This window comes from Microbacterium sp. Au-Mic1 (assembly GCF_021341785.1).
Taxonomy (GTDB): domain Bacteria; phylum Actinomycetota; class Actinomycetes; order Actinomycetales; family Microbacteriaceae; genus Microbacterium.
In genome coordinates, this window is sequence record NZ_JAJTTF010000008.1 from 86,360 (window position 1) to 108,907 (window position 22,548).

The 22,548-nt window shown below is 70.6% G+C and carries 25 protein-coding genes; 9 read left to right on the forward strand and 16 right to left on the reverse strand.

What is annotated here, in order from left to right:
- Positions 1 to 107 precede the first annotated feature (107 nt).
- Together LXM50_RS12355 and LXM50_RS12360 are read left to right on the forward strand one after the other, a co-directional pair.
- Positions 108 to 1,151, forward strand: coding sequence for a M4 family metallopeptidase (locus LXM50_RS12355; protein ID WP_233311750.1), 1,044 nt, complete (start codon positions 108 to 110; stop codon positions 1,149 to 1,151).
- Positions 1,132 to 1,488: a protealysin inhibitor emfourin gene (locus tag LXM50_RS12360; protein WP_233311624.1), complete on the forward strand. Its 357-nt coding sequence runs from the start codon at positions 1,132 to 1,134 to the stop codon at positions 1,486 to 1,488. The genes LXM50_RS12355 and LXM50_RS12360 overlap by 20 nt, the downstream gene beginning before the upstream one ends.
- A 116-nt stretch (positions 1,489 to 1,604) precedes the next feature.
- On the opposite strand, the gene LXM50_RS12365 is transcribed toward LXM50_RS12360, so the two are convergent.
- Both LXM50_RS12365 and LXM50_RS12370 read right to left on the reverse strand, forming a co-directional pair.
- The gene (locus tag LXM50_RS12365; RefSeq protein ID WP_233311625.1) at positions 1,605 to 1,898 is read right to left on the reverse strand and encodes a hypothetical protein; all 294 of its coding nucleotides are present in this window, start codon (positions 1,896 to 1,898) and stop codon (positions 1,605 to 1,607) included.
- Positions 1,895 to 2,845 (reverse strand): NAD(P)/FAD-dependent oxidoreductase, encoded by a 951-nt coding sequence (locus LXM50_RS12370; RefSeq protein WP_233311626.1) that lies wholly within the window; start codon positions 2,843 to 2,845, stop codon positions 1,895 to 1,897. Before LXM50_RS12370 ends, LXM50_RS12365 begins: the two co-directional genes overlap by 4 nt.
- Positions 2,846 to 2,923: 78 nt before the next feature.
- On the opposite strand from LXM50_RS12370, the gene LXM50_RS12375 reads away from it, so the two are divergent.
- Positions 2,924 to 3,517 (forward strand): helix-turn-helix domain-containing protein, encoded by a 594-nt coding sequence (locus LXM50_RS12375; protein WP_233311627.1) that lies wholly within the window; start codon positions 2,924 to 2,926, stop codon positions 3,515 to 3,517.
- Positions 3,518 to 3,578: 61 nt separating this feature from the next.
- Here LXM50_RS12375 and LXM50_RS12380 read toward each other — a convergent pair whose 3' ends face one another.
- Positions 3,579 to 4,541: a YafY family protein gene (locus tag LXM50_RS12380; RefSeq protein WP_233311628.1), complete on the reverse strand. Its 963-nt coding sequence runs from the start codon at positions 4,539 to 4,541 to the stop codon at positions 3,579 to 3,581.
- A gap of 61 nt (positions 4,542 to 4,602) precedes the next feature.
- Here LXM50_RS12380 and LXM50_RS12385 point away from each other — a divergent pair, with 61 nt between their 5' ends.
- Complete coding sequence (locus tag LXM50_RS12385) at positions 4,603 to 5,775, forward strand: epoxide hydrolase family protein (RefSeq protein ID WP_233311629.1); 1,173 nt, start codon at positions 4,603 to 4,605, stop codon at positions 5,773 to 5,775.
- 93 nt (positions 5,776 to 5,868) lie between these two features.
- Here the strand turns inward: LXM50_RS12385 and LXM50_RS12390 are convergent, their stop codons facing one another.
- The 5 genes from LXM50_RS12390 to LXM50_RS12410 form a co-directional block, all read right to left on the reverse strand.
- A complete protein-coding gene (locus tag LXM50_RS12390; protein WP_233311630.1) occupies positions 5,869 to 6,084 on the reverse strand; it encodes a hypothetical protein in 216 nt (71 codons plus the stop codon).
- Between the two features lie 53 nt (positions 6,085 to 6,137).
- On the reverse strand, positions 6,138 to 7,193 hold the full coding sequence (locus LXM50_RS12395) for a DUF998 domain-containing protein (RefSeq protein WP_233311631.1): 1,056 nt from the start codon (positions 7,191 to 7,193) through the stop codon (positions 6,138 to 6,140).
- A 95-nt stretch (positions 7,194 to 7,288) separates the two neighbouring features.
- Positions 7,289 to 7,843: a hypothetical protein gene (locus LXM50_RS12400; RefSeq protein ID WP_233311632.1), complete on the reverse strand. Its 555-nt coding sequence runs from the start codon at positions 7,841 to 7,843 to the stop codon at positions 7,289 to 7,291.
- Between the two features lie 147 nt (positions 7,844 to 7,990).
- Positions 7,991 to 8,968 (reverse strand): SRPBCC domain-containing protein, encoded by a 978-nt coding sequence (locus LXM50_RS12405; protein ID WP_233311633.1) that lies wholly within the window; start codon positions 8,966 to 8,968, stop codon positions 7,991 to 7,993.
- A gap of 21 nt (positions 8,969 to 8,989) precedes the next feature.
- Positions 8,990 to 9,388 carry a helix-turn-helix transcriptional regulator gene (locus LXM50_RS12410; protein ID WP_233311634.1) on the reverse strand — a complete coding sequence of 133 codons (399 nt, stop codon included), beginning with the start codon at positions 9,386 to 9,388 and terminating at the stop codon, positions 8,990 to 8,992.
- A 206-nt stretch (positions 9,389 to 9,594) separates the two neighbouring features.
- Between LXM50_RS12410 and LXM50_RS12415 the strand changes: the two genes are divergently transcribed.
- The gene (locus tag LXM50_RS12415; protein ID WP_233311635.1) at positions 9,595 to 10,065 is read left to right on the forward strand and encodes a hypothetical protein; all 471 of its coding nucleotides are present in this window, start codon (positions 9,595 to 9,597) and stop codon (positions 10,063 to 10,065) included.
- Between the two features lie 37 nt (positions 10,066 to 10,102).
- Here LXM50_RS12415 and LXM50_RS12420 read toward each other — a convergent pair whose 3' ends face one another.
- A complete protein-coding gene (locus tag LXM50_RS12420; protein WP_233311636.1) occupies positions 10,103 to 10,423 on the reverse strand; it encodes a helix-turn-helix transcriptional regulator in 321 nt (106 codons plus the stop codon).
- A gap of 82 nt (positions 10,424 to 10,505) precedes the next feature.
- Between LXM50_RS12420 and LXM50_RS12425 the strand changes: the two genes are divergently transcribed.
- Both LXM50_RS12425 and LXM50_RS12430 read left to right on the forward strand, forming a co-directional pair.
- Positions 10,506 to 11,735 carry an MFS transporter gene (locus tag LXM50_RS12425; protein WP_233311637.1) on the forward strand — a complete coding sequence of 410 codons (1,230 nt, stop codon included), beginning with the start codon at positions 10,506 to 10,508 and terminating at the stop codon, positions 11,733 to 11,735.
- Between the two features lie 194 nt (positions 11,736 to 11,929).
- Entirely contained in the window at positions 11,930 to 13,747 is a 1,818-nt protein-coding gene (locus tag LXM50_RS12430) for a ParB-like protein (protein WP_233311638.1), read from the forward strand.
- A gap of 67 nt (positions 13,748 to 13,814) precedes the next feature.
- Here LXM50_RS12430 and LXM50_RS12435 read toward each other — a convergent pair whose 3' ends face one another.
- Together LXM50_RS12435 and LXM50_RS12440 are read right to left on the reverse strand one after the other, a co-directional pair.
- The gene (locus tag LXM50_RS12435; RefSeq protein WP_267920882.1) at positions 13,815 to 15,551 is read right to left on the reverse strand and encodes an AarF/UbiB family protein; all 1,737 of its coding nucleotides are present in this window, start codon (positions 15,549 to 15,551) and stop codon (positions 13,815 to 13,817) included.
- A 296-nt stretch (positions 15,552 to 15,847) separates the two neighbouring features.
- Positions 15,848 to 16,459 carry a PadR family transcriptional regulator gene (locus LXM50_RS12440; RefSeq protein WP_233311640.1) on the reverse strand — a complete coding sequence of 204 codons (612 nt, stop codon included), beginning with the start codon at positions 16,457 to 16,459 and terminating at the stop codon, positions 15,848 to 15,850.
- A gap of 115 nt (positions 16,460 to 16,574) precedes the next feature.
- Between LXM50_RS12440 and LXM50_RS12445 the strand changes: the two genes are divergently transcribed.
- Entirely contained in the window at positions 16,575 to 17,504 is a 930-nt protein-coding gene (locus LXM50_RS12445) for a hypothetical protein (RefSeq protein ID WP_233311641.1), read from the forward strand.
- A gap of 43 nt (positions 17,505 to 17,547) precedes the next feature.
- A complete protein-coding gene (locus LXM50_RS12450) occupies positions 17,548 to 18,303 on the forward strand; it encodes a ribonuclease H (protein WP_233311642.1) in 756 nt (251 codons plus the stop codon).
- A gap of 42 nt (positions 18,304 to 18,345) precedes the next feature.
- Here LXM50_RS12450 and panB read toward each other — a convergent pair whose 3' ends face one another.
- The 5 genes from panB to LXM50_RS12475 all read right to left on the reverse strand — a co-directional run bounded on the left by panB (position 18,346) and on the right by LXM50_RS12475 (position 22,546).
- Positions 18,346 to 19,215, reverse strand: coding sequence for a 3-methyl-2-oxobutanoate hydroxymethyltransferase (panB, locus tag LXM50_RS12455; RefSeq protein ID WP_233311643.1), 870 nt, complete (start codon positions 19,213 to 19,215; stop codon positions 18,346 to 18,348).
- Positions 19,212 to 19,604 (reverse strand): aspartate 1-decarboxylase, encoded by a 393-nt coding sequence (gene panD / locus LXM50_RS12460; protein ID WP_233311644.1) that lies wholly within the window; start codon positions 19,602 to 19,604, stop codon positions 19,212 to 19,214. The genes panB and panD overlap by 4 nt, the downstream gene beginning before the upstream one ends.
- Positions 19,604 to 20,455 (reverse strand): pantoate--beta-alanine ligase, encoded by an 852-nt coding sequence (gene panC / locus LXM50_RS12465; RefSeq protein WP_233311645.1) that lies wholly within the window; start codon positions 20,453 to 20,455, stop codon positions 19,604 to 19,606. Before panC ends, panD begins: the two co-directional genes overlap by 1 nt.
- The gene (locus tag LXM50_RS12470) at positions 20,452 to 21,321 is read right to left on the reverse strand and encodes a DUF2520 domain-containing protein (protein WP_233311646.1); all 870 of its coding nucleotides are present in this window, start codon (positions 21,319 to 21,321) and stop codon (positions 20,452 to 20,454) included. Before LXM50_RS12470 ends, panC begins: the two co-directional genes overlap by 4 nt.
- A 355-nt stretch (positions 21,322 to 21,676) precedes the next feature.
- The gene (locus LXM50_RS12475; RefSeq protein WP_233311647.1) at positions 21,677 to 22,546 is read right to left on the reverse strand and encodes an NgoMIV family type II restriction endonuclease; all 870 of its coding nucleotides are present in this window, start codon (positions 22,544 to 22,546) and stop codon (positions 21,677 to 21,679) included.
- Positions 22,547 to 22,548 lie beyond the last annotated feature (2 nt).

Sequence of the window (22,548 nt, forward strand, 5' to 3'; positions counted from 1 at the left end):
CGCCCGGCGTATCGTCGAGGACACGGAGCGGAACGGAGGACGTCATGACGATTCACGAAGGGCGCGGGGGGCCGCGAACAGCGCGGCGGGGGCCGATCCACCAGGGAATCATCCCCTCCTATCTGCTGGCGAAGCTCGCTGAGTCGGAGCGATACACGCAGGCCGCCGAAGCGGCCAGGCAGACCCTGATCGCGCCGGCGCCCGCGCAGCACCGCGCGCAGCTGCAGCTCTCCATCGACGAGAACGGCACGCTCGTCGCCACGGTCGAGGCCGCACCGAATCGCACCATCAGCGACGCGCACGGCACCGAGAACCTGCCCGGCACCGTGGTGCGCACGGAGGACGAGCCGACCGTCGCCGACGTCGCCGTGAACCAGGCTTTCGACGGGCTCGGCGCGACGTTCCAGATGCTGCTCGACGCCTTCCAGCGCAACTCGATCGACGGCCAGGGCCTGCCTCTGGACGCGACGGTGCACTACGGATCCGGATACGACAACGCGTTCTGGAACGGCGAGCGCATGGTGTTCGGCGACGGCGATGGCCAGGTGTTCCAGCACTTCACCGCCTCGGTGACCGTGATCGGCCACGAACTGGGCCACGGTGTGATCCAGCACACCGCGGGCCTGGAGTACCAGGGCCAGCCCGGCGCTCTGAACGAGTCGCTCGCCGACGTGTTCGGCGCTCTCACCGAGCAGCACCTGCTCGATCAGACCGCGGATCAGGCGACCTGGCTCATCGGCGCCGGCATCTTCACCCCTGCGGTGCACGGCAAAGCGCTGCGGTCGATGCTGCACCCTGGCACCGCCTACGACGATCCCGAGCTCGGCAAGGATCCGCAGCCGGCCGACATGAGCGGATACGTCACGACCACCGACGACAACGGCGGGGTGCACATCAACTCGGGCATCCCGAACCGGGCGTTCGCGCTGTTCGCCGTCGAACTCGGCGGTCTTGCCTGGGAGGCCGCCGGAGCCGTCTGGTACCGCGCGCTCACCGGCGGACTTTCATCGTCGGCGACGTTCGCGCAGTTCGCGAACGCGACGATCAAGGAGGCGGACGCGGTGAGCACGGCGACCGGGGACGCCGCGCGCATGGCCTGGGCCTCGGTCGGCGTGATCAAGGCGACAGGCGATGAGCGACACGCCGGCTGATCCGCCCGTCGGCCTCCCCGCCGACTCCGCTGCCGCCGGCGACGACGGCGTCGCGATCCGTGTCGCCCGCAGCGGCGGGATCGCCGGGATGACGCGGCGCTGGAGCGTCCAGCCATCCGGCGGCGAGACCGAGCACTGGATGCTGCTCGTCGAGCGCTGCCCCTGGGACGAGAAGCCGCCAGCCGGCACCGGGGCGGATCGCTTCGTGTGGCGGATCGAGGTGCGGATCCGTCGGGAGCGCCACGAGCAGGTGATCCCCGAGGAGCACCTGCAGGGTCCGTGGCGGGCGCTCGTCGACGCCGTGCAGGAGGCCGACGCCGGCACCCCCCGGGCCTGATCTCGTCAGCCGAGCCCCTCGCCCGAGGGGCGGGAGGCGACCCGCGTCACCCCCGCCACCCAGGGCGTACATCTCGCGCCGAGCGCGCCGGCCGTGTCGCTCCCGGCACCTGCCGGTCAAGACCTGCGGGACGCCGCCCAGCGCCGGCGGATCCTGTGCAGCAACGGCATGAGCCCGTAGATCACGATCGGGACGGCGATCGTCACCGTGATGATCGTGCGGGGGATCACGGGGATTCCCGCCATCAGCGGACCGAGCAGCAGGTTGATCGCCAGGAGGGTCGGCGTCACGGCGATCCAGATCATGAGGGCGAGCGTGTGCTGACTCGGCGGCCGAGGGGTCGCGGGAGCCGTCGAGGCGGGCGGAGCCGCAGCGGCGGGCGGGACCATCGGGCCGGACGGGTGAGTCATGCGCCAACCGCCTCTCCGCTCAGCGCCGGCATGCGACGTGCGCCGCGGACATCCTCGTCCACGAGATCGGCGTTGACGTCCATCGCGACCGCATTGGCGTGACCTGCGGCGGTGATCACCTGCGCACGCGGATTCACGAGGTTGCCCGTCACCCACACACCGGGAACGGCAGTGCGCCCCGACCCATCGACGTGCACGAAGCCTGCGCCGTCGACGCCGCCGCCGAGAGCCACCACGAGTTCGGTGCGAGGGCGGGAATCCGGCCGGAGGAACAGCGCGTCAACGGGGACGGCGTCACCGCTGTCGAGCCGCACTCCGCCGAAGCGCTCACCGTCGACGAGCAGTTCGGTGACTCTGCCGTCCTGCATGCGGATGTCCCGCGCGCGGAGCTGGTGCTCGTCCTCCTCCGTGAGCACGCTGCCGTTCGTGAAGAAGGTCAGATCCGGCGACCATTGACGGACGAGGAGCGCATGCCGCACCGCGCCCGGAGCGCCGCCGAGCACCCCCAGTGCCCGATCGCCGACCTCGTAGCCGTGGCAGTAGGGGCAGTGCAGGAGGAAGCGCCCCCAGGCCTCTCGGGCGCCGGGGATGTCCGGAAGCACATCCTCGACACCCGTGGCGAGGATGATCCGACGGGCGGAGATCTCGGATCCCTCCTCGGTCGTCAACACGAACCCGTCCTCGGCGTCGCCCGTGGCCGACCCCACGGGGTGCGGGATCAGGCGCACGCCGTAGGACGCGATCTCCTCGCGTCCGATCTCCAGCAGTCGCGACGGCGGGAAGCCGTCGCGCGAGAGGAAGCCGTGAATGTGCGCGGCGGGCGCGTTACGCGGTGCGCCGGCGTCGAGGAGCACCACAGAGCGGCGGGAGCGGGCGAGGACGAGGGCGGCACTGAGTCCTGCGGCTCCGCCTCCGACGATCGCGGTGCCGAACAGTTCTCGGGTCATGCGTCCAGGTTCGCGTCGGACTGCGCGATCTGGCAATCCTTCTTGCAGAAACCGCAAACCCCTGGTGTTCTTGTCGATGTGGACACGAACGCAGACCTCGCCGCCGCGCTGGACGGGATCGGACCGCGCCTGCAGCGCATCAGGACCAGTCGGGGCCTCACCCTCGCCGAGGTCGCGGAGCTCACCGGCACCTCGGCGAGCACCGTATCCCGGCTCGAGAGCGGCCTGCGCCGGCCCGGCCTCGAGCTGCTGTTCCCCCTGGCGCGGGCGTACGGGATGAGCCTGGACGACCTCGTCGGCGCGCCCGAGTTCGGGGATCCGCGCGTGCAGCTTCGTCCACGGCGCAGGAACGGGCGCATCGTGATCCCGCTGAGCCGCAATCCCGGGGGCGTACAGGCGTGGAAGGTCGTGCTGCCCGCCTCTCCCGGCCCCGGCGAGCTGCGCACGCATGACGGATCCGAGTGGATCTACGTCCTCAGCGGGCGCATCCGCCTCATCGTCGGCCAACGGGACCTCGTTCTCGGACCGGGCGAGGTCGCCGACTTCGACACCCGCACTCCGCACTGGTTCGGGGCCACGGGCGACGCGCCCGCGGAGATCCTCAGTCTCTTCGATCGCAACGGCGCACGGGTGCACATCCCGGAGGCGAGCGACGACACCGTCGTGCACTGAGCAGGACACCGGCGACGGCAGGTCGGTCGCGAGCGACATCGACGTCGACGCGTCCGCGCCCTCAGCCGGACGCCGCTACCAGGCGGGCGGCGACCGCGCGCAAAGCCGTGCGCACCTCGTCGCCCTCGAGGACGACGAAGCGGATCCCCGTGGCTCCGAGGTAGAGCGCGAACTCCTCCGGCGAGCGGGACCCCGCGACGAGGATGCTCGTCTCAGGCCCCTCCTCGGTCACGACCGCGACCGTGGCGTCGAAATGACGGCGCACCTCGGTCGCCGGAGCGCACATGCGCACCCGCGCGCGGTAGCGATAGGGCGCGGTCGTGATGCTGTGCGCCGTGAACTCCCGCAGCGCCTCCTCCGGGATCTCCCGGGCCGGGAAGCCCTCCCGCAGCATCAGCGGGCCGCGGATCCGGTCGATCCGGAGCGTGCGCCATGCCTCGCGCTCGGGATCGAGTGCGATCAGGTACCAGCGCCGGGCGGTATGCACGATCCGGTGCGGCTCCACGATGCGGCGCACCTCGACGCCGTCGTGGCGGGTGTAGTCCAGGCGGAGGCGCTGCCGGGCATGGATGGCGGCCGCGATCGCCGCCACCACACCCGGATCCACCGCCGCGTCCGCTGTGCGGGTCGGATCCAGCGGCACCAGGGCGCGCTCGACCTCGGCGATGCGGGTGCGCGCCGCCGAGGAGAGGGACTGCTCGAGCTTCGCCAGCGCGCGCCCCGCGGCCTCCTCCATCCCTGTGACAACGCTGTTCGCGGCGGCGCGCAGCCCCACGGCGATCGCGATCGACTCGTCATCGGAGAGGGCGAGCGGCGGCACGCTCGCCCCCGGCCCCAGCCGGTACCCGCCGTGTCGGCCGCGCGTGGCCTCGATGCCGTATCCGAGCTCGCGGAGGTCGTCGATGTCGCGGCGCAGCGTGCGATCGCTCACCTCGAGCCGCTCGCGCAGTTCGACGCCGCTCCACTCGCGGCGGATCTGCAGGAGCGAGAGGAGAGCGAGCGTGCGTCCGGTGGTGCGTGTCATGCGACCATGCTTCTTCCCTATCCGGTCATATTCTGGCCGTTGATGGCGAGAAGCTGAAGTCATGAACGCACAACAGAGCGAATCCGCCGTCCTCCCGTTCCGCATCGAGATCGCCGAGACCGCCGTCGAGGACCTCCGCGCCCGGCTCCGCGGCGCCCGTTTCCCCGCCCCTCTGCCCGGAGACACCTGGCACGACGGCGTGCCCGTCGAGGTGCTCCGCGACCTCGTCGCCCGGTGGGAGCGGCACGACTGGCGGGCCACCGAGGAGCGCCTGAACAGCCACCCGCAGATCGTGACGCGCATCGACGGGCAGACGATCCACGCCGTGCACGTGCGCTCTCCGCATCCGGGGGCGACCCCGATCCTGCTCATGCACGGCTGGCCGGGATCCTTCCTGGAGTTCGAGGGTCTGATCGGGCCGCTGACGGATCCTGTCGCGCACGGCGGGGACGCCGCCGATGCGTTCGACGTGGTGATCCCCTCACACCCCGGATTCGGCTTCTCCACGCCGCTCGAGGATGCGGGCTGGACCGTCGCCCGCACGGCTGCGGCCTACATCGAGCTGATGACGCGACTCGGCTACGACCGTTTCGCGGTGCAGGGCGGCGACCACGGCGCGGCGGTGGCGCCGGAGATCGCGCAGCAGGCGCCGGAGCGCGTGCTCGGCGTGCACGCGAACGGATCGCTCGGCGGATCCTTCCTCGGCGAGCTCGACGAGGAGACGACGGCCCGGCTCACCCCGCTGGAGCAGGATCGGGTGCGCCGCGTCGGCGAGTTCATGCAGCGAGAGTTCGGCTACATCGCGATCCAGGGCACACGGCCGGGCCTCATCGGCGCCATGACCGCGGACAGCCCGGTGGCCCAGTTCGCGTGGATCTACGACAAGCTGCAGGCGTGGACCCACCCGGTCGACGCCGACGCGGTCGACGTGCTGGGCGAGCGCTTCGTGTTCGAGAACGCCGCGCTGTACTGGTTCACGGCCAGCGGCGGATCGTCCGCGGCGCTGGTCTATGCGCTGAACACGGCATGGGAGGCGCCGAAGCCGAGCTCCGGAGTGCCGACCGCCGTGATCGTGTTCGCGCACGACATCGGCCTGCGATTCGCCGAGGAGCAGCACCACCGCATCGTGCGGTGGACCGACGTCGAGGATCGCGGCGGCCACTTCGCGGCCATGGAGGAGCCGGGCCTCCTCATCGACGACATCCGCGAGTTCTTCGGATCCTTGCGGGCCTGACGCGGACGGGGCCGTCGCTCAGCGCGCCGACTCGACACCGGGCTCAGCGGGCCGGCTCGACACCGGGCTCAGCGGGCCGGCTCGGCACACGGCTCAGCGCGTGGGCTCGGCCGCACCGCCCGTGTCCGGTTCCACGGGCGGCAGCGGGATCGCCACGCTCGCCGCGGACGTCGGCGTGCCGAGACCGAGCCCGAACGGATCCGCCGTCGGCTGCTCGGGGAGCAGATCAGCCTCGTCGCGGTCGAACAGCTCTCCGGGCAGCGCCGCCCATTCGCTCGGCTCTTCCGGCTTCTGCGTGAACATGCCCATGCGTCCATTGTGCGCCCGCCGGTGCGGGAGCGGATCCGCCGGATCCCCGAGGGTCAGCCGCGCAGGAGCGTCGCCCGGGCGCTGATCCGCGGAGCGTCCGGCACCAGCACGGCCAGAACGCGCACGAAGGTGGTCATCCAGACCAGGCCCAGCCCCACGGCGATCGCCTCGAGCCCGGCCGAGGAGTACAGCCCCATCGGCCAGTGCAGCAGCACCGCCGCCACCAGCAGCACGCCGAGGCCCACCGTGGCGATCACGAGCGCCCGCGGCGGGCCGGGCAGCGCCCGCGTCGAGATCAGGGCGGCGAGCGCGAACAGCGCGAGTGTGCCGATGGCCGCGATCCAGTGCACGACGCGGTTCAGCTCGATCGGCACGAAGCCCACGACGGCGAGAGCCGCCCCGGTCGCGCCCCAGAGGGCGACGACCACGGCGATCCCGCGCAGTGCGCCGTCACCGCGCAGCCGGTGCAGGTCGCGGCCGATGTACGCGCCGACGGTGGCGAACAGCAGCCCCGCCACGACCAGGGTGCCGTTGAACGCCCAGCCGCGGGCGCCGAGGCCGAGCTGCGAGAAGTTCTGCTGCCACCACAGCGGATCCGACGCGGTCGCCATCGCGAACAGCGTGCCGATCGTGAGGAACCCGAACAGCAGGGTCGCCAGATCCCGCGTGCGGATCCCGACGCCGGCGGTGTAGGCGAACCGTCCGCCGATCGCCGCTGCGACGCCGGCGACCAGGGCGCCGCCCAGGGTCGGGGCGGTGAAGTCGTGCAAGCCGGCGCCGAAGACGACGCCCCCCAGCAGCACCCCGAACGCGGTCACCGCCGCGAAGGCCACGGTCAGCGCGACGGCCGACACGTGCGACACCGCCGTCTGCCATGGCGGCATCGGGTCGGTCTCGCCACGGCGGTGCTGCACCGTGCTGACGACGAACGCGGCCGCCGCGATGACACCGGCGATCACCGCGACGGGCTGGCTCAGCGATCCGGGTCCGGTGAGCGCGCGGGACGGACCGAGCAGCGCGACAAGCCCCGCGAGCGTGCCGAGGGCGAAGCAGACCGCCGTCGCCCACACCGTGCGCGTCTCGTTGCGCAGCCCGCGCGAGGTGTCCATGCCGTCATCGAACCACGTCCCGCCGACGTCGGCCCGGCGACCGTCCGCGGGCCGTGGATCCGGATCCGATCGGCCGCCGCGGACACCGGAGTCCGTCAGCGCGCGACGGGGCCCGTGCCTCCGTGCATCTCACCGCGGAGGGGCCAGCGCCCGTTTCGCTGACGGAACTCGTTCGCGCGCAGGAGCGGCGAGACGTCGAAGAGACGTGGATTCAGCCGCAGCCGCGGACCGGACGAGCCCCGCACGGTCAGCCGGAACCCCCCGCCGGACGCCTGCACGGAGAAGTCGGTGATGTCGGCGTAGGCGATCACGGCCTCGCGCCCCCAGACCGTGCGGAACGCGATCTCGTCGACCCGGGGCTCGACGTAGAAGTTGCGGTACATCACGAGGAACACCACGCCACCGAGCAGGATCCCGATCGAGGCGATCCGCAGCGGCCACAGCATGCCGTCGCTGTTGTTCTCGGTGAAGGAGGCCAGCCCCATCATCAGCCCGACGGCGACGAACAGCGCGCCCGCGAGCGGTACGAACACCGGCATACGCTGCCGCACGGGTCCCACCGATCGGCGCCCGCGCATCCGCGACACGGCGGCCGCCACGAGGATCAGGACGGCCAGCACGAGGAGGACCTTCACCACGACCGCGGACACCCCTCGAAGGTACCGCGTCGAACCCCCGTCGATGTCCGCCCGCTCGCGCCCTCGCCCGAGGGCTGTGCCCGGAACGCAGGAGATCCCGGCCGGAACCGCTCCCGAGACGGGAGGGGCGACCAGGATCTCCTGCGTTCGGGGCGGCGGTCAGACCAGGACCAGGTCCTCCATGCGCGCGTACGACGCCTCCATGCCATCGACCATGCCGGTCGCCAGGATCATGTCGCGGGTCTCGACATCGGGGTACTCGACGAGAAGGGTGATCAGCGTCGCGCCGTCCTCCTCGTAGAGGTTGAGGTCGTTCAGCGTGACCGGGCCGTCGGCACCCTGCATCTTCTCGGTGGTCACCGCGCGGCGCGTGGCATCGACGAACAGCGCTTCTCCCTCGAAGCCGAAGGCCTGGCCCGCGGTGTCGCCGGTCGGAGCCCAGGAGTAGCGGTACGCCTGACCCGGCTCAGTGGCGATCACGCATTCGGTCATCTCCCAGCCGTCCGGCCCGAGCAGCCACTGCTTCACGAGTTCCGGCTCGTGGTGGGCCCGCCACACCAGATCCTGCGGACCTTCGACGAGCCGCGTGATGCGCACATGCGTGTCGTCCAGCAGCTCGACGCGGGTGCCCTTGCCCTGGGCGTAGGCGCGCAGATCCTGCAGCACCGTGTCGAGCTGGCTCATCGCGGCCTTCGTGCCCTCGATCACTCCCATCGCGACGACCTGCTCGAGCGCCTCGGCCGACTCGAAGTGGCTGGTGCCGGTCATGCGGGTGCCCTCGGCGGTCGGAGCGAACTCCAGCGTCATCCGCATCGCCGGGAAGCCGTCGATCGGCAGCCCGGAGTCGTCGACGAACGAGTCGAGCACCTCGAACAGCGCGGGCGCCTCGATGCGGGTGAACTCCCATCGCCCCGACGACTTCTCGCCGCGGGGGCCGTCGAGCCGGTACTGCGCGATGCCGCCGACCGTGTGGTCGAACTCGGTGAAGGTGGCCGGCCATCCGGGCGGGCCCCAGAAGCGCTCGAGCTGGCGCGGGTCGGAGTATGCGGCCCACACGCGCTCCACCGGGGCGGCGAAGTCGGCGAGGATCGTCAGCGTCAGGTTCTCGGGATCGGTGATCACGTCGGTGACAGGCATGTCACCCTCCTTCTGTGTCGGTCAGGTGGTGGTGGATCCGCGCGGCGCGGATCCGGGATCGGTGTCGGTGTCGACGTCAGGGCCGGAGTCCTCGGCGAGCAGCTGGTCGAGCAGCGAGATGCGGCTCCGCCACAGGTCCTCGTAGCGGGCGAGCAGTGCCCGGGCGCGCGCGATCATCTCGGGATTAGCGCGGACCAGCCGCTCGCGTCCCTCGGCGCGCTTGACGATGAGTTCGGCCGCCTCGAGCACCGCCACGTGCTTCTGCACCGCCGCGAACGACATGTCGTAGTCGCGAGCGAGCTCGGACACGGACTGCTCCTGGGCGATCGTGCGGCGCAGGATGTCGCGCCGCGTGCTCGCCGCCAGGGCCTGGAACACTCGGTCGATCTGTTCATCGCTCAGTTCATCTCGTACAACCATTTGGTTGTAGATTAGGCCGGCCGGATCCGGATGTCAAGACCCGGACTTGTCGGAATCCAGCGATCGTCCGCCCCGGTCGACCACGCCCGGACACGACACCCCCCTCCGATGCGGCCAGCCCCGCCGCCTGAGCGGGGTTCCCGGCCCGGGCGGCCCGCAGAGCCGCCCTACCGCCATGCCAGTCCCGCCAGGCCTATCCTGACCGCATGGACGAGAACCCGGATCCGCACATCGTCGCCGAGGGGCTGCTGCCGACGCCGTTCACGGCCGACGAGATCCGCGCGGCGCTGCGCCACGGGGCGGTGATCCGGATCCTCGATGAAGCAGCCGACGGCACCTCACTCGAACGGATCAACCGCTTCTCGGACGGCGATGACGACGGTGCCACGCTGACCAGCCACGCCCTCGCCAGCCCCGGCGCAGCCGTCTCGAAGCGCGTCACCTGGCGGGATCTGCAGGCGCACGCCGCGTTCCCCGCGGATCGGACCGCCGTGGTCACCGAGACGATCGAGCACCCGCTCGGGCGCCTCGAATGCCTACGCTACGACGTGAGCGATGGCGACGGCGGCGCCGTGTTCTGGTTCGCGCTCGCGCATCCGGGGATGCCGGTGCAGTACGAGGCGACGGACGCGGCAGGCCGCACCCGCACCACCGCGCAGGAGATCACCCCGGGCTGACCGCCGGAACAGCGCGCGCTCCGGATCCCACTCCCGCTCAGGCCCCCTGCGAACCCAGCACCGCGTCGAGCAGGCCGGGGAACTTCGCGTCGAGGTCATCCCGGCGCAGGGTGAGCATGCGGCGGCGGCCGTTGGGCTCGTTGCGGATCACGCCCGCCTCGCGCAGCACCTTCATGAAGTGCGACTTCGTCGACTTCGGCAGGTCGGGGTCCGTCGCGTGGCACGCCGCCATGTCGAGCGGACCGGCGACGAGCTGGCGCGCGATGGACAGTCGTTCCGGATCGCTGAGCGCGAAGAGCACCGCGGTGAGCTCGATCTCGGAGCGTTCCGGATGCGGAAGGTCGACGGCGCCTGGCATGGTTCGATAATACTTGAACCTTTCCGTCGGGGCGAGTAGTCTGCACAACGTTCGATAATTCTCGAACGGATGAGGAGCACTCATGACCACCCAGCCGATCGTCACTCCGCGGATCTCGGACTCGGGCGCCCTGACGCCGCGCCCCGCACGCACGCGGTTCGGGTTCGTGCTCGGGATCGTCGCGCAGATCCTGATGATGGCGGGGGCCAGCGCGCCGTCACCCTTCTACCCGGTGCTCGCGCAGCACCTGGGATTCGACGCCATCGTCATCACGGCGGTGTTCGCCGTGTACGCGGTCGCTCTGCTCCTCACCCTGCTGACGGCAGGCTCGCTCTCCGACCACGTCGGTCGCCGCCCGGTGATCGCCGTCGGCCTCGTCCTGCTCGCCGCGAGCATGGTGCTGTTCGGGAACGCCGGATCCGTGACGCTGCTCGTGCTCGCACGCATCCTGCAGGGCGTCGCGAGCGGATTGCTCATCGCATCGCTCTCCGCGACGGTCCTCGACCTCGCCCCGCCGGCCCGGCCCGGATCGGCCGCGCTCTGGAACGCGCTGAGCCCCGGGATCGGCCTGGCCGCCGGCGCGCTGATCGCCGCGCTCGCGCTCGACACGACCCCGGATGCGATGCTCGACGTCTTCACCCCGCTCGCGGTGGTCTACGTCGTGATCGCGATTCTCGTGCTCCTCGCGCCGGAGACCGCCCCGCGGCTGCCCGGCGCCTGGGCGTCGCTGCGCTTCCGGCTCTCGGTTCCGGCGGGGATCCGTGCCGAGTTCTGGCGGGCCGCGCCCGCCGTCATCGCGGGCTGGGCCACGGGCGGACTGTTCCTCTCGCTCGGCGCGACGATCGTCCGCAACGAGCTCGGCGGCACCGCGCACCTCTGGCAGGGGCTCGCCGTCGCTCTCCTGGCCGGGGTCGGCGCCATCACGGCGTTCGTGATCCGGCGCCGCAGCGCCCGGACCATCGTGATCTTCGGCACCGCCGCTCTGGCCGTCGGCACCGCGCTCTCGCTGCTGGCGCTCGGGCTGGGCTCGCTCGCCGCCTACCTCGCGGCCGCCTCGGTGACGGGGATGGGTTTCGGCACCGCGTTCTTCGGCGTCGTCGGATCCCTCGCGCCCCGGATCCCCGCGACCCAGCGCGCCGACGCCTTCGCCGTGCTGTACCTGCTCGCCTACCTCGCCTTCGGCGTGCCCGCAGTCATCGCGGGCGTGCTGGTCGCCCCGCTCGGGCTCGGCACGGTGTGCCTCGGATACGGCGTCGTCGTCATCGCGCTGTCGCTGATCGCACTCGTGCTGCGCGCCCGCCGTCGCGCCTGAGCCACGACCGGCGGTCGCACGCTCCGCCGAGGAAGGGCTACGGCGGCCTGCCGGGCGGCGGACGTCACCGACTGTTCATCCCTCCGCAACCCCGCGTCCGCCTGGGCTGGCCAGGGTCGAATCGGATCCCGCGCGTGGACGACTGACGTCCGGATCGCGGATCCGCAATCGACCACGCATCCCTGGAGACCCCCGTGCCCCTGCTCCGCTCGCGTCGCACGCTCGCCGTCGCGCTCGCCTCCTTCCTCACCCTGGGCGGATCCGTCCTCGCCGCCGCCCCCGCCTCCGCCGCGGACGCGCCGACCGACATCAAGGACGCGTCGTGCGCCGTCGGCGACGTCCGTGATCTGTGCGCACCCGTGGGCGATCTGCTCGACGTCCGCATCGGCGACGTGCACCCGACCCAGCCCTCGCTCGGCTACGACGAGGTGTACTACAAGCTCGGCCGCTACGACGCCGACCTCTCGAAGGACGCGATCAACAAGAAGTTCGCCGACTGGTGCGAGGCGAACGGCCAGCAGGACGCCGCGAGCGCCCAGCCGGACGCGACCCTGACGGATCCGTCCACCTTCACCTGCACGGTTCCGGTCGGCAGTGAGACGGCCGACACGATCGCCCCGATGAAGACCGTGGTGATCGGCCCGCGGGGCGTGCTGTACCTCACCGACGGGCACCACACCCTCACCTCGTTCCAGGAGAACAGCGGCCCCGACGTGCACGTGCGGCTGCGGGTGCTCGGCAACCTGTCCGGTCTCTCGGACGCCGACTTCTGGGCGGCGATGCAGGCCAACAAGTGGACCTGGCTGCGCGACGTGAACGGCGACGCGATCACGCCCGCCCAGCTGCCGTCGAACGTCGGCCTGTCGAACTTCGAGGACGACCGCTTCCGCAGCATCCTCTACTTCGCGCGCGACATCGGCTACTCCGCCGACGGCGCCGTGCCGTTCCAGGAGTTCTACTGGGGCACCTGGCTGCGCACCCGCGCCGACATCCCGGTGGCGGCCTGGAACCAGGACGACTGGGCCGGATCCCTGGCGCTCGTGAAGCAGCTCACCCAGGCGCAGGTCGCGCTCGGCGCCGGCACCGTCGTCGATCCGCAGTCCGGCTACACCGCCGGTGACCTCAGCGTGCTCGGCGCCTGGAACGACGGCAAGGCCGAGTCCAAGGGGGAGTGGGCCAAGCTCGCCAAGCCGTACTCCGACGCCAAGCCCGGAAAGCTCGCGTACATGACCGAGTATCGCCTGCGCCACGTGACCCCGGCGCCGACCGCGCCCGCGGCACCGGCCGCGCCCACCGCGCTCGTCTCGGGCGCTTCGACCGCGGGCTCCCACGTCGCGGCCTCCTGGGCCGCTCCGGCCGACGGCGGATCCCCGATCACCGGCTACACCGTCGCGCTCGGCGCCGGCCTGTCCGCGGAGGTCGACGCGCACAGCACGTCGTTCACGTTCGACGGCGTCGCACCGGGCTCGTACGCGCTGACGGTCACCGCGCACAACGCCATCGGATCGACCGCCTCCGCCGCGACGCCCGTGACGGTCGCCGACCCCGCCGCGATGCAGGGCTCGGTCGCGATCGCCGGCGACCTCCGCCCGGGCGGATCCGTGACCGTGACCGCTAACGGCCTCGCCGCGGATGTGGAGGGCTTCGCGGTCGAGGTGCACTCCGACCCGGTCTCGCTCGGAACCGGATCCACGGACGCGTCCGGCACGTTCGCGCTGCAGGCCGCACTGCCCGCATCCCTGCCCGCCGGGGCGCACACGGTGACCGTGTCGTTCAACGGCACCACGGTCGCCTCGGCCTCGTTCACGGTCTCGTCCGGCGGTGACAGCGGATCCGGCAGTGGCGACACCGGATCCGGTTCGGGCTCGGCCGGTTCCGGATCCGGAGCCTCGGGAGCGCTCGCGACCACCGGATCCGACGCGCCCATCGCCCTCGGCATCGCGGGCGCCGTCGTCATCGCCGTCGGCGTGCTGCTGCTCGTGCGACGCCGCGCCGGGCTCCATCAGGACTGACCGCCGCACGACGAGGGGCGCATGACCGGCGATCCGGTCGTGCGCCCCTCGTCGTGCGCGGTGCGCCCTACCGCGGTCCGCGGCGGAACAGCCCGGCGAACAGCGTGTGCAGCAGCGGCAGCACCGAGACGCTCATCAACACGGTTCCCAGCACCGGATTCACGGCGAGAACGACCGCCCCGCCGATGAGCAGCGCCGCGAACAGCAGGCCCGAGACGCCCCGGCGGATGAGGCCGTCGATGCGGTCGAGCCGGCGCTCGATGCGCGACGTGTCGAACGTGACGGATCCCTCGTCGACCCGGGTGATGATCTCGTCGATCCGCTTCGGCAGCCGCCAGAGGGTCGCGGCGTTCGCGCCGGCCTGCTGCGCGAAGTCGCGCACGAGGTTCCCGCTCTCATCCGCCAGCAGGCGGGTGGCGTAGGGCTCGATCGATTCCCAGATGTTGAACTGCGGATCCAGCCCGCTGCACATGCCCGAGGTGAGCGAGACGGCGCGGATGAGCAGGAGCAACCCCTCCGGAAGCTGCACCGGCAGCGAGCGCATCGTGTCGCCGAACTCGACGGCGAAGCCCTGGAACTCCCGCGGATCCACATCGCGCAGCTCGGCGAAGCCCATGCCGCCGAAGCGGGCGAACACGGCGGTGAGCGCGCGCTCCAGCTCGCGGTTCTCGGCGGAGGGCATGACCACGCCGATCTCCTGTGCGGCGGCGACCATGCCCTTCCCGTCGCGCGAGGCAGCGGCGATGAACAGCGTGCGCAGGCCGTGCCGGATCCCCTCTGGCACCTCCGCCATCATCCCGAAGTCGATGAACGTGAGTCGCCAGGCCGGGTGGGACTCACCGCCCTTCGGGAAGCCGCCCATCGCGGTCGCTGAGCCCGTCGAAGCGCCCGGCATCCCCACCCCACCGGCCCGGTGCGGGGTGACGAAGATGTTCCCCGGATGGGGATCCGCGTGCACGAACCCGTGGGTGAAGAGCTGGTCGAACATGACCTCGGCGAACACGCGGGCGACGTCGGCGGGGTCGATGCCGGCCGCGCGCAGAGCGTCGATGTCGTTGATCTTGATCGCGGTGACGTCCGAGAGCGTGAGCACGCGACGCGTGGTGCGCTCCCAGGCCACGAGCGGCGCATCGACCCTCGGATCATGGGCGAAGTTCTCGGCGAACCGCTCGGAGGCTGCGGCCTCGTGCAGGTAGTCGATCTCCTCGAGGCTGGTCTGCGCGAACTCCTCGACGAGGGCGGGGGCATCGACGCGGTCGGCGATGAACCTGATACGTCGCAGCCAGCCCGCCACCCGGCGGAGCGCGGCGAGGTCCGTGGCGACCACCTGGTCGATCCCGGGGCGCTGCACCTTGACCACGACCTCCGCGAATCCCGCGTCGGCGGCATCGAGCTCGGACAGCCGCGCGCGATGCGCCTGCCCCAGGGACGCGGCGGCGAGCGGCGCCTCATCGAACCATGCGAAGGCGCGCTCGAGGGGTACGCCCAGTTCGGCCTCGGCGAGCGTGCGGATCTCCGCCACGGGCACGGGCGGCACCTCGTCCTGCAGGCCGGCGAGCTCGGTCGTGATCTCGGGGGGCAGCACGTCCAGGCGCGACGACATGAACTGGCCGACCTTGATCATCAGCCCGCCGAGTTCGACCGCGAGCACATGGAACCGCTGCGCGAGCGTGCGCATCCGGCGCTCGCGGCTGTTGTCGGCGACGCGGGTGAAGCCGATCCGCGGCAACGCCAGCTCGAACCACCACGTCTGCACGAGCACGCGCGCCGCGAATCCCAGGATCCGCCGGTATCTGGCGCGCAGGGGCGGTCCCGCTTCGCCGCCAGGGCGGGAGGCCGACGTCGTGGGTGCGGATACCGCCGGCGAAGGTGCCGCCACCGGTATCGATCTCGCAGACGCAGCTGGAGCCGGCATCGCTGCGGCCGGCGCCGGCGCGGCTGCGTCCGGTGCGGCCTGCGCCGGTGCCGCCTGCGCGGCTGCGGCCGGCGCGCTCGATGCCGTCGCCGGATCAGTGGCTTCCGCGCGCGCGGAAGTCACCGCCGGCGCCTGATCCGGGGGCTGGCTCAGGAACCAGTCGTCGTTGTTCTCCCCTGCCGCCATCAGTCGGCGAGGATCGCGTACAGCTTGCGGCGAGCGTCGTCGAGCACCTCGATCGCCTGCTGCACCTGCTCCGGAGTGCCCGTGCGCGCGACCTGCGCCGCGGCGCCGGCGAGGTCGACCCCCGCCTTGGGCAACGCGCCGAACTGCCCGCCGAACGGCCCACCGAACGGTGCGCCGCCACGAGCGCCCTCCCACGGCGGCGCCCCGGCCTCGTCGGCGACGGCGCGGCCGGCCTCGGTGAGCGAGTAGGTCTTGCGGCCGCCCTGCTCGGCGGCCTCGATGAGGCCCTCGTCCGCGAGCAGCTGCAGGGTCGGGTAGACGGATCCGGCGCTCGGCTTCCACGACCCGCCGCTGCGCTCCTCGATCTCCTGGATGATCTGGTACCCGTGCATGGGCTGCTCGGCGAGAAGCGCGAGCACCGCGGTGCGCACGTCGCCACGAGCCATCCGCGGAGTGGTGGTGGGACGCTGCTCGAACGCGGAGCGCAGGTGCTCCATCGCCTCCCAGAGCCCGGCGGTCGGGTTCATCCCCGGGCGTCCGCCGAAGCCGCGGCCCCCGCCCGGACCGAACCCCGGTCCACCGAAACCGCGCGATGCATAGCTGTTGTCCATGACGACCTCCTCGAGTGGCACCCGTTTCGAGCGATAGTCAACGATATGTCGCTATGTATCGGAAGGGAAGAGCGGATCGAGATCCGATGTCAGAGACCGGCCTTACTGTCCGGGCATGGCATTCAAGACACGGAGCGGACGTACAGTCGCCATCGGACGAGGCGCGATGATAACTGCGAGGTGGATCTGGGGCGCGTCTTCGATCCTGCTGATAGCGCCTTTGGCCCTGGTTGTGCTCCACCTGGTCTGGTTTGCAGATCAGGATCGGCGCGAGGTGCTAGAGCCAGCGCTGCTATCAGCCGCACGGACCGCTCTTTACCTGATGCTGATGCTGATGCTGATCCGTGTCTTCGTCGTGCTGTGTGCCATGGGGACCTTCTTCGGGCCGAGCGCGCGGATTAGCGATGCGCTCGCCGCTATCATCCAGTCTCGGACTGGCCGCTGGACCACGCTCAGTGCAGCCGCAACGCTCACACTCATACCGATCCTTCGATTTCAGCCGCTCAGCACCGCGCTGATCACCGCACTCACACTGCTGCTCGTTGTCATGGACATCTTTGTCCTCCGGGGATTGCGCCACCTCAGTTTGGCCAGTCGCGCACGACCGTTCTTCGAGGGGATGACCGAAGAGGAAAAGACGGCAGCGGCCCGCCCCTGGCCACAGGGCGACCGGCCAAGCTTCCCAGACCCCACCACAACTGAATCGATCCGCGACGCTCTGCTATATCAGGCGCGGGCGACAAACATCGCCCTTGCACACAGCTGGTCGGGCGCAGGGATCGCACTAGTGTTCTCCGCATTCATCGGATCAGCCATCGTCGCGAGCTGGACCGATCAGGGGCCCGGGACCATGTTCTTGTTGATACTGGTCCTCGGCGCTGTATCGCTCGGATATTGGCTGCAGCGACGCGCTCAATCCTACGAAGGCCTTGCCGAGCGCTTCGCGGCGCGCGCCGAGACGCTTCGAACCGCTCGCCCACCTCGTACCCTGCATGCTCGTGGTCGAAGCAGAAGGCGCGAGACTGGCCGCCGGTCCATCCCATGACGCCACGCCCGGACCGCACCGCTTCACGCCCTACGGTTGAGGGATGACGATCACCGCCGCGGCAGACGGATCCGCCCTGGGAAACCCCGGACCCAACGGCTGGGCCTGGTACATCGACGACGACAACTGGGCCGCCGGCGGATCCCCTCACGGCACGAACAACCAGGGCGAACTGCGGGCCGTGCTGGAGCTGCTGCGCGCGACCTCGACCGCCGCGGGCGAGAAGCTCGTGATCGAGTGCGACAGCCGGTACGTCATCGACTCCGTCACGAAATGGATGCCGGGCTGGAAGCGCAAGGGCTGGCGCAAGTCCGACGGCGGGCCGGTGCTCAACCGCGACCTACTCGAGGGCATCGACGAGGAGCTTCGCGGGCGCGACGTCTCGTTCACCTGGGTCAAGGGCCACGCCGGGCACCCTCTGAACGAGGCCGCGGACCAGCGCGCGAACGGCGCGGCGACCGCGTACCAGCGCAAGCAGGAGCCCGACCGCGGACCGGGCTTCACCGCGGGCGCGTCGACGATGAGCACTCCTCCGGCGGTGCTCGACGAGCCCGCTGCGGCGGCACCTTCCGGAACCTCCTCTGCAGCGTTCGCGCTTCCCGTCGTCGCCTCCTCCGCCGCGCCCGCGCCCGCCCTCTGGGCCGAGGCCTCCGACCTGCTCGACGGCCTCGACCTCCCCGCCGACACGACCCCGATCGACCTGCGCATCACGCTCAGCGCCGAGGAGCACGCCCGCCTCCGCGACCGCGCCGATGCACAGGGTGTGTCGCTCGAAGAGGCGCTGCGCCGGTTGATCTGATCGGATCCGGTACCGGCGAGATGCAGATCCGCCGGATCCGCGCTATCGCCCCTCGAGCAGCTCGCGCAGCCGGGTGACCTCTTCGGCCGGCATCGAGTAGGTGTGCTCGGGCGCGGGGTACACGCGTCCGCGCACCTCGTCGGCGTAGGCGGTCACGCCGCCGATCGCCGCGGTCCGCAGATCTGCATAGCGCTTGACGAACTTCGCCGCGCCGCCGTCGTAGATGCCGAGCAGGTCGTGGAACACGAGCACCTGACCGTCGGTGGCGGATCCGGCTCCGATCCCGATCACCGGGATGTCGATGAGCGGCATGAGCGCGGCGGTGAGCTCGCTCGGCACGGCCTCGACGACGAGCAGCGCGCAGCCCGCGTCCTGCAGCGCGATCGCGCTGTCGATCACGGCGAGCGCGGCCTCGGCGGTGCGGCCCTGTGAGCGGTAGCCGCCGAGCGACGTCGCCGTCTGCGGGGTGAGGCCGACGTGGCCGACGACAGGGATCCCGGCCTCCACCAGCGCCCGCGCGCGCTGCACCGAGGTGCCGCCGCGCTCGATCTTAACGAGGTCGCAGCCGGTCTCCTTCACGAAGCGCTGAGCCGTGGCGAGCGCCTGCGCGTCGGAGGTCTCGTACGACCCGAACGGCAGATCGGCGACGAGCAGCGGCTTGGTGAGCCCGCGCCGCACGGCCTTCGTGAGCATGATCATCTCGTCGACCGACACCGGCACCGTGCTGTCGTAACCGAGCACCGTCATCGCCGCGGAGTCGCCCACGAGCACCATGTCGACGCCCGCCGCCTCGACGATCTGCGCACCGGGGTGGTCATAGGCGGTGACCATGACGATCGGCTCGCCTGCAGCCTTCTTCTCGGCGAGGTCGCGGAGGGTGAGGCGGCGGGTGGGGGCGGCGTGAGCGCTCATGCGACGGCCTCGGTCAGGAGAGTCTCGACGGCGTCATCGACCTGGATGATCCGGTTCGTCCGGTCGACGTGCACCACCACGGGTGCGTAGTCGGCGAGGTCCTCGCGGGAGTAGTCGGCGTACGAGATGACGATCACGGTGTCGCCGGTGTGCACGAGCCGCGCGGCGGCGCCGTTGACCTGGATCATTCCGGATCCGCGTTCTCCGGCGATCGTGTACGTCTCGAACCGGGATCCGTTGTCGACATCGACGACGTGCACCTGCTCGTGCGGCAGGATGTCGGCTGCGTCGAGCAGGTCGGGATCGATCGTGATGGACCCCACGTAGTGCAGATCGGATCCGGTGATCGTCGCACGGTGGATCTTCGACTTCAGCATGGTGCGTCGCATCAGGCGCTCACTCTCAGGAGGCGGTTGTCGATGAGGCGGGCGGCGCCGACGTAGGCGGCGACCGCGAGGAGGCCGTCGCCGGTCAGCGTCGTGACGGGCTGCAGCGTGTCCGCATCGCGCAGCTCGAGGTACTCGGCGCTGATGCCGGCGTCGTCCAGGATCCGTCGCGCGGCGTCTTCGATGACGGCGGCCCTGCGCTCCCCCGCTTCGACCATGGCGTCCGCGGCCTCGAGCGCCCGGTTCAGCGCGGCGGCCTGTTGCCGCGCCGCGGGGTCGAGGTAGATGTTGCGCGAGCTCATGGCGAGCCCGTCGGGTTCGCGCACGGTCGGGACGGCCTCGATCCGCACGTCGATGTTCAGGTCGCGCACGAGCCGTCGCACCACGAGTACCTGCTGCGCGTCCTTCTGGCCGAAGTAGGCGACGTCGGGGGCGACGATGCCGAACAGCTTGGCGACGACCGTCGCGACGCCGTCGAAGTGGTGCGCGCCACGACTCGCGCCGTCGAGCACGTCGGTGATGCCGGCGATGTGGATCGTGGTCGCGAACCCATCGGGGTAGACCTCGGCCGGCTCGGGAGCGAACAGGATGTCGACGTGCTGCTCCTCCGCCATCGCGGCGTCGCGCGCCTCGTCGCGCGGGTAGCGGCTGAGGTCTTCGTTCGGGCCGAACTGCGCGGGGTTCACGAACAGGGACACCACGACGAGATCGGTGCGCTTCCGGGCCTCCTGCATCAGCGACAGGTGTCCGGCATGGAAGGCCCCCATGGTGGGAACGAGCCCGACGGTCTTCTGTTGGCGCTTGGCCTCGCGGACCGCATCGCGGACCTCGGCGATGGTACGGATGATCCTCATGCGCGGGTCCCTTCGGAATCCGTGGTCGTTCCCTGGCCGGCACCCGGGATCGTTGAGGACCCCGCGCCGACCGCACCTGTGGTCGTTGAGCGAGCGAAGCGAGACGAAACGCCGTCGCTTTCGGGATCGGCGAGCACGCGGGTCCGCGCGATCAGTGCATCGAAGAACTCCAGGAGCTCCGGGTCGCCGTCGGCGATCGCCGCACGCTGCCGAGCGACAGTGGCGTCGTCACCGCGGGCGATCGGTCCGGTGAGCACTTTCGCGGCGCCGCGATCCGCCCAGTTGTCGACGGTCTGCCGGACGAGCGGCGCGAGGACCGCGCGCGCCTCAACCGACGGGATCCCCACGGATCCGGCGACCCGCTCGGCTGCATCGAGCACGGCCAGGAGCAGGTTCGAGGCGATCGAGGCAGACGCGTGATACCCGGCGCGGTGCGCGTCCTCGACCCGGAACGGGTGCGCGCCGAGAGCCCGAGCCAGCTGCTCGGCGGTCGCGAGCGCCTCCGACGTGCGCCCGTCGACCGCGGCGCCGATGCCGTGGAAGACGCTGGGCTGCTCGGATCCGGTGAAGGTCTGCAACGGGTGGATGCTGAAGTCGACGTCGTCCAGCCCCGTCGCTCCGGAGGCGTGGCCGACGAGCATCGCGTGCGGGCGCGCTGCCAACGCAGCAACGTGGATCGCCGCATCGGGCACGCACAGAATCGCGATGTCGACCGCCGGAATCGCGTCGTCGCGGCGGAACGGTCCGCTAACCGTGAACCCGGCGTCCGTCAGGGCTCGCGCGAGCACGCCACCGAGCCGCCCAGCACCGACGACGGCGATGCTGCGGTCAGGGCTCGCAGGCAGCGAGGGGGAGATCGAGTTCATTGTTGGACCCCGGCCGGGATCGACGTCCGGGACGGGTCGAGTATCCGCCCGCGACGGGATCCGAGCCAAATCGGAGATCATTAGGGCAACCTGCTTGGAGCATGCAGTGCGCAGAATGCTCACATGTTTCAGCTTCTGCTTTTTGAATCGATCCCACCGGTGTTTGCAACTTCAGCGCCCGTCCGCTATTCCGCCGGTTTGCCCGTCCCGGACCTTGCCGACGTAACTCACACCTCACGGACACGCGAGGCCGACCACACGCGTCGATAGGCACGGCACTTGACTAATCGCAGGTTGAGGACCGCCTTGAGTCAGGCTCCGCAATAGCCGTCCGCACGCAGCGGCACCGTCGCGTCTACACGCAGAGATCAAGCGGCAGGTCCGCAATGTCACGCAGACGCTTACCATTGATCAAAGTCTCCAGGATAGAAAGCGACTCGTCGTTGTCGAGCGCGCGGGTCGCCTCCACGAGTTCGGGAAGCGCGAAATGGTAGACGGTATCGACATCGCCGGTTCCGAGTGCAAGTGAGGCAATGCGGGCCGGGGACGGCTCGCCCGTCACGACCGCAATATGAGGGGCACGCCCCTTGCGGTTGCGCAGCACTCCGAGAGCTTCGGTGCGGGCGTTCTGTGCCCGATCCGACCGCAGCGTCCACTTGCACGAAACGACAGCGTGAACAATCCCGTGGGGCTGATTTGCCTGACGAATGGGAGTTAGCAATCCGTGCTCTCCGTCTACGAGGACACCCGCCGCGTTGATCTCGCTATCCGGCACCGGGAGACGGATGACGATTACGTCCGGGGAAACGTCATAGGCGTTGCCGAGTACGGCCGCCAGCGTTGGGCTTTCGTCGACCATCTGGGCCAGCTCCGCGAGATGACGATAAGGCTCGTATCTAGCAAGGTGATAGCCCTTCCGCGAGCTCCCGACATTTTCCACAGCCCAACGCCCAGGCCTCAGCATGTCAAAAAGCGGAAGCGTGCGTGCGAGGAACGTACGTACGGAAGCCTCAAACTGACTCCCTGCTCGCTGCCCATCCAACTTGACACCACCGCTCCCGGCTCCCAGGCGCGTCGCAATCGCCAACGCAGCTTCCCGCGAAAAGCGCTGGCTGGAGTCGGCGTTGGATGCGATTCCCTTGTCATCGACGACGAGAGTCCGATCGGCGATCAACTCGCGATGAAAAGTGGTGCGCGCCAGTGTGAGTTGAGCCTTTTCGTGCATGC